The following is a 5,483-nucleotide window of genomic DNA, read 5'->3' on the forward strand; positions in this document are numbered from 1 at the left end:
TCGTACTCTCCCCTCTCCAGCTTGGCCAAGCGGGTGTTGAGGTTGCCCCGCACATCCTTAAAGTGCAAGTGGGGAAAGGCATGGCGCAGTTGGGCCAGCCGCCGCAGCGATGAAGTGCCGATCACCGTCCCCTCTGGCAGGGTGGCCAGTCGGTAATCCCGGAACTTTTCCCCCACCACCAAAGCATCCAGGGGATCCTCCCGCCGCGTGATCGCCCCCAACACCAAGCCCTCCGGCAGGCGAGTGGGCAAGTCTTTAAGGCTGTGTACCGCCAAGTCGCTGCTGCCGTTGAGCAGGCTAACCTCCAATTCCTTGGTAAAGAGACCTTTGTCTCCAATTTTGGCCAGGGCTACATCCAGGATGATGTCTCCCTGGGTGGAGAGAGTGTTGAGCTCCAGAGGTAATCCCGGATGGTGTTCTTGCAACTGACCCATCACCCACTGGGTCTGCACCAAAGCCAACTCGCTTTTTCGAGAGGCAATCCGCACCGGCTTGGTGATCCCAGCAGAGGGTTTGGAAGGGGTCGAGGCCCGTTCGCTCATGGCTGCCGCAAAAAAGAACACTGTCTCTCACGCTAGCCGAATCTGTGCCAGGGCAAGGCGGCGGCCTTTAAGATCCTTAACCAAAATTGCAGTTTCCCGAAATCAAGACTTTACCGCAGGGATCCCAGCCGGTAGGATAAGTAGATGGATTCTCCGGCTCGGCGGGGGAGGATCCGGTCTGTCAAGCTCCTCTTCCCCAACCCCAGAGCTTTTGAGGGGAGCTTTCTACAATGGGCACAAGCCCCTGGTTTGGTTGGTCGTCTGCCTGGATGAGTCTTATGGAAGAAAACAACGTCAGCAACGGCACTCAATTACTGCTCAAACGCAACATTCCCGTTAAGGTGGTGGTCACACCCCTTTGGAAAAAGGAAATGCAGGAGCAATTAGAGCGGCAGATCGAAGCCACCGATGCTCAGATGCAACAGCTGGAGTTTCAGGGCAAGCGGGCTATTGCCGAACTGGAGAAACAGAGCCCCAACCCCAACAGCCCCCAAGTGCTCCAACAGGTGGAAGCGGTGAAAAGCCGCGTGAACGAGCAGAAAATCCGCCTCTTGGATCAGAAAAACCAATTGTTGCAGCAGATCAACCAACTGAGCACCCTGGAGCTTAACCAAGAAGTGCTGCAGGGCAATGTGGAGAGCTTCTTCCGAGTCCAAAAAGGAGACAACCTGATCCAGAAAATGCAGGTCGAGATCCTTCTGGAAGATGGGGTGATCAAAGAGATTCGCGGTAACCCATAGGCTACTCACCCCCTTGCCGGAGAAGCGGCAGTCGGGATCCCCAATTTTTCTCGCCTGTAGGTTCTCGAGAACTCCGTTTCGCCAACACAATGGGTGACAATAGGTAACAACCTCTTAACAGCCTTTGGGTTAACGCTCGCACAGGCTGGCGAGGTTGGGTAACATTGCCGCCCGGGGGAGGATTCCCATGTCTGAGTTCGTCTGGTCAGAGCCAGAGCCTCTCGAGGATCTTCATCTTCCCGATTGGTTGCTCACCTCGGCCCAGCGCCGCCGTCTCAAGGCTCTGCTGGTTCTGGCCATGGTGTGGGGGTTGGTCAGCCTGATGCATGTGGTGCCGACGGCCCGTTGGATCACCGTTGGTTTGGCCACGTTCATGGTGATCCACATTAGCCGCTTATTTCGCCTGCAACCGGCGACCTCCCTGCCCCCTCTGAGACTTCCTCCTGCCGCTGCGACCCGCCGGGATCCCAGGTCAACAGATAACAGCGATGACCCTAACAACAATGACTCTGTCCTGCCAATGCAACGGGATGGGCAGAGCGGGCTTTCTGAGTTGGGCGGGCTGGCCTTGCCCCGTGTGGCCGTGTTGATCCCAGCCAAGAATGAGAGCGCAGTGCTCCCACGGCTGTTGCACAGCTTGACCCAGCTCCGTTACCCCACCAGCCATCTGGAGCTGTGGGCCATCGACGACAACAGCAGCGATGCCACCCCTGAAGTTCTGCGGGAAGCCCAAAAGCGGATCCCGCATCTGCGGGTTTACCGGCGGCAGCCGGGGCGGGGCGGGGGTAAGTCCGGCGCCCTCAACGAGGTACTGCCCCTGACTCAAGGGGAGATCATCCTGGTCTGCGATGCCGATGCTGTGGTGCCCTCGGATTTTCTTGCCCGCACTCTGCCCTTGTTTGTTCAAGTGGGAAGCCTGCGCAGCCGTTTCAGCAGACGGACGGTAGGCGCTGTCCAGGTGCGCAAGGCCCTGAGCAACCCCAACGTCAACTTCTGGACTCTGGGGCAGGTGGCGGAAATGGCCTCTGATGCTTACTTCCAGCAGCAGCGCGTGGCTGTGAGGGGCATTGGCGAGCTACGTGGCAACGGCCAACTGGTGCGGCGAGATGTTTTGGAAAAGTGCGGCGGCTGGAATGAGAGCACCCTCACTGACGACCTGGATCTCACCTTCAAGCTGCACCTGGCGGGCGTAGATATCGCCTTTCTGACGGAGCCGGCCATCGTCGAAGAAGGGGTCACCTCTTGGAAAAGTCTCTGGCACCAGCGCTGCCGCTGGGCGGAAGGGGGCTACCAGCGCTATCTCGACTACTGGCCAGGGATCCTCAGTCGCCGCATGGGGATGGCCAAAACGGTGGATCTCTGGGCCTTCTTTATTTCTCAGTACTTGCTGCCGATGGCCTTGGTTCCCGATACCCTCTGGGTGCTGTTGGCGGGCCACTCCTCGGTGCTGCTCCCCTTGAACGCTCTGGTGATGGGCTGCCTGACGGTGGCTTTTTACCGGGGGCTACGCCAGGTGGAGGGCTTGCGCGGACGGCGACTTTGGTGGCACACCGCCCTGGGCTTGGTCTACATGCTCCACTGGCTGCCGGTTATGATCGCCACAACCGCTCGCATGTGTGTACAGCCCAAGCGCCTAAGGTGGGTGAAAACTGTTCATCACGGCGCTTGAGGTCATCAAGTTGGATCCAATCCTGCTATCCTAGTCAAGCACCTGCTCACGCCCTGCTCGACCATGGCCCGCCTCTACTACGACACCGACGCCAACCTGGAGCCTTTGGCCGATAAAACCGTTGCCATCATCGGCTATGGCAGCCAAGGCCACGCCCACGCCCTCAATTTGCGCGATAGCGGTGTCCAGGTCATCGTTGGCCTTTACCCTGGCAGCCCTTCCTGGCCCAAAGCCGAGCAAGACGGCTTAATGGTCAAAACGGTGGCGGATGCTGCCGCTGCCGCCGATTGGGTAATGGTTTTGCTGCCCGATGAAGTGCAAAAGGCCGTTTTCCAGGGCGAAATCCGTCCCCACCTGCAGCCGGGGAACGTGCTCCTCTTTGCCCACGGCTTCAACATTCACTTCGGGCAGATCCAGCCGCCGGCAGACGTGGATGTCATCATGGTTGCCCCCAAAGGCCCTGGGCACTTGGTGCGGCGCACCTACCAAGCGGGGGAAGGGGTGCCCTGCCTGTTTGCCGTCTATCAAGATGCCTCGGGAATGGCACGGGAGCGGGCCATGGCCTATGCCAAAGCCATCGGTGGCACGCGGGCCGGCATTTTGGAAACCACCTTCCGGGAAGAGACCGAAACCGACCTCTTTGGCGAGCAGGTGGTGCTCTGCGGTGGGCTGACGGCTCTGATCAAAGCGGGGTTTGAAACCTTGGTGGAAGCGGGCTACCAGCCGGAACTGGCCTACTTCGAGTGCCTGCACGAGGTGAAGCTGATCGTGGATCTCATTGTCGAGGGGGGCTTGGAGAAAATGCGCCACAGCATCTCCAACACGGCAGAATACGGCGACTACACCCGTGGCCCCCGCATCATCACGGAGCAAACCCGCGCCGAGATGAAACGCATCCTCGCCGAGATTCAAAGCGGCCAATTTGCCCGTGAATTTGTCTTGGAAAATCAGGCCGGCAAGCCAGGGCTTACTGCGATGCGGCGCCGCGAGGCCGAACACCCCATTGAACAGGTGGGCAGGGAGCTGCGGGCCATGTTTAGCTGGCTAAAGAAATAGGTCGGATATCTGGAGCTGAGGGTAGACCATCTCTGTGCTGGATCTGAAGCTGCTGCGGGATCGCCCTGAACAGGTACGCCAAGCCCTGCAAAACCGCCGGGCCACAGTCGATCTGGACGGGATCCTGCAGTTGGATCGGGAGCGGCGGCAGTTGGAGGCCCGCAAGGGATCCCTGCAGGCCGAAAGCAACAGCCTCGGCAAAAAAGTCGGCGAGATCATCCGCCAGGGGGCGGATCCCCAAGGCCCCGAAGTGGCGGCCCTGCGGCAGCGGGGGGTGGATCTCAAGGCCGAGATTGCCCAACTGGAGCAGCAGGAACGGGAGCTGGAAGAGGAGATTCGTGCTCGGCTGCTTACCCTGCCCAATTTGCCCCTGCCCAGCGTGCCGGTTGGCCGAGATGAGGCCGACAATGTAGAGGTGCGCCGCTGGGGTGAGGAGCTAAAGCCGGCCCATCCTGTCCTTCCCCATGACGAGATTGCCGAAAAACTGGGGTTGCTGGAGATTGGCCGTGCGGTCAAAGTGGCCCAAAGCCGCTTTGTGGCTATGGTAGGGGCGGGCGCGGCCCTGGAACGGGCTTTGATTGCCATGATGCTGGAGCGCCACGTTGCAGCCGGCTACACCGAGGTGATCCCACCCTTTTTGGTCAACAGCGCCGCTTTGCAGGGGACGGGGCAGTTGCCCAAGTTTGCCGAAGACAGCTTTCGCTGTGCTGACGACGACCTGTGGCTGATCCCGACGGCGGAAGTTCCCCTTACCAATCTGTACCGGGATGAGGTAATCCCTGCGGAGTCCCTCCCTCTTTACTTCTGTGCTTACACCCCTTGTTTTCGCCGTGAGGCGGGCAGCTATGGCCGCGACACCAAGGGGCTGATCCGGTTGCACCAGTTTCAAAAAGTGGAGCTGGTCAAGGTCACTCGCCCAGATCAATCGGAAGCCGAACACGAGAAGCTGGTGCAGGATGCCGAGGCCATCTTACAGATGCTGGAGCTGCCCTACCGGGTGGTGGAGCTGTGTAGCGGCGATTTGGGCTTTGCGGCAGCCCGCTGCTTTGACTTGGAGGTGTGGTTCCCCTCCCAAAATCAATACCGCGAGATCTCCAGTTGCTCCAACTGCTGGGACTTTCAGGCCCGCCGTGCTAACCTGCGCTACAAAGAAGCCGGCCAGAAAGGCACCCAGTTTGTCCACACCCTGAACGGATCTGGCTTGGCGGTGGGGCGCTCTCTGGCTGCCCTGCTCGAAAATCACCAACAGCCGGATGGCTCGATTCGCATTCCCAAGGCGCTGCGTCCCTTTCTCAGCTCCCGGTTTCTCTCGGAAGACGGGATCCTCATTCCTGCTGCCTGAGCTCAAACTCAACCCAGTTTGATTGAGACTCGATTGAGACGCTCCTGCCCACCCGGCAGACGCCCTTATCTTTTCTGCAGTTTGGAAATGAATCAGCTTGACCTGCTCCTCGCTCTACAAGGATGAGGATCCCT

At 59.4% G+C, this 5,483-nt stretch carries 5 protein-coding genes; 4 read left to right on the forward strand and 1 reads right to left on the reverse strand.

Annotation, left to right across the window (positions count from 1 at the left end):
- The coding region (gene hemC, locus NW820_RS07390; RefSeq protein WP_414407117.1) for a hydroxymethylbilane synthase at nucleotides 1–542 on the reverse strand (542 nt) is incomplete at its 3' end.
- 278 nt (nucleotides 543–820) lie between these two features.
- On the opposite strand from hemC, the gene NW820_RS07395 reads away from it, so the two are divergent.
- The 4 genes from NW820_RS07395 (at nucleotide 821) to serS (ending at nucleotide 5,349) form a co-directional block, all read left to right on the forward strand.
- Complete coding sequence (locus NW820_RS07395; RefSeq protein ID WP_011433386.1) at nucleotides 821–1,282, forward strand: YlqD family protein; 462 nt, start codon at nucleotides 821–823, stop codon at nucleotides 1,280–1,282.
- Nucleotides 1,283–1,469: 187 nt separating this feature from the next.
- A complete protein-coding gene (locus tag NW820_RS07400; RefSeq protein WP_414407118.1) occupies nucleotides 1,470–2,951 on the forward strand; it encodes a glycosyltransferase in 1,482 nt (493 codons plus the stop codon).
- Between the two features lie 63 nt (nucleotides 2,952–3,014).
- Nucleotides 3,015–4,007, forward strand: a complete 993-nt coding sequence (gene ilvC / locus NW820_RS07405; RefSeq protein WP_414329205.1) for a ketol-acid reductoisomerase — start codon at nucleotides 3,015–3,017, stop codon at nucleotides 4,005–4,007.
- A gap of 34 nt (nucleotides 4,008–4,041) precedes the next feature.
- Nucleotides 4,042–5,349 carry a serine--tRNA ligase gene (serS, locus tag NW820_RS07410; protein ID WP_414350964.1) on the forward strand — a complete coding sequence of 436 codons (1,308 nt, stop codon included), beginning with the start codon at nucleotides 4,042–4,044 and terminating at the stop codon, nucleotides 5,347–5,349.
- The last annotated feature ends 134 nt before the right edge of the window (nucleotides 5,350–5,483 follow it).

This window comes from Synechococcus sp. R55.7, assembly GCF_047461955.1.
Lineage (GTDB): Bacteria > Cyanobacteriota > Cyanobacteriia > Thermostichales > Thermostichaceae > Thermostichus.

Bases quoted from the DNA above. Each gene is read 5' to 3' on its own strand.
- NW820_RS07395 (WP_011433386.1), top strand. From the start codon at position 821: ATGGAAGAAAACAACGTCAGCAACGGCACTCAATTACTGCTCAAACGC.
- NW820_RS07400 (WP_414407118.1), top strand. From the start codon at position 1,470: ATGTCTGAGTTCGTCTGGTCAGAGCCAGAGCCTCTCGAGGATCTTCAT.
- ilvC (WP_414329205.1), top strand. From the start codon at position 3,015: ATGGCCCGCCTCTACTACGACACCGACGCCAACCTGGAGCCTTTGGCC.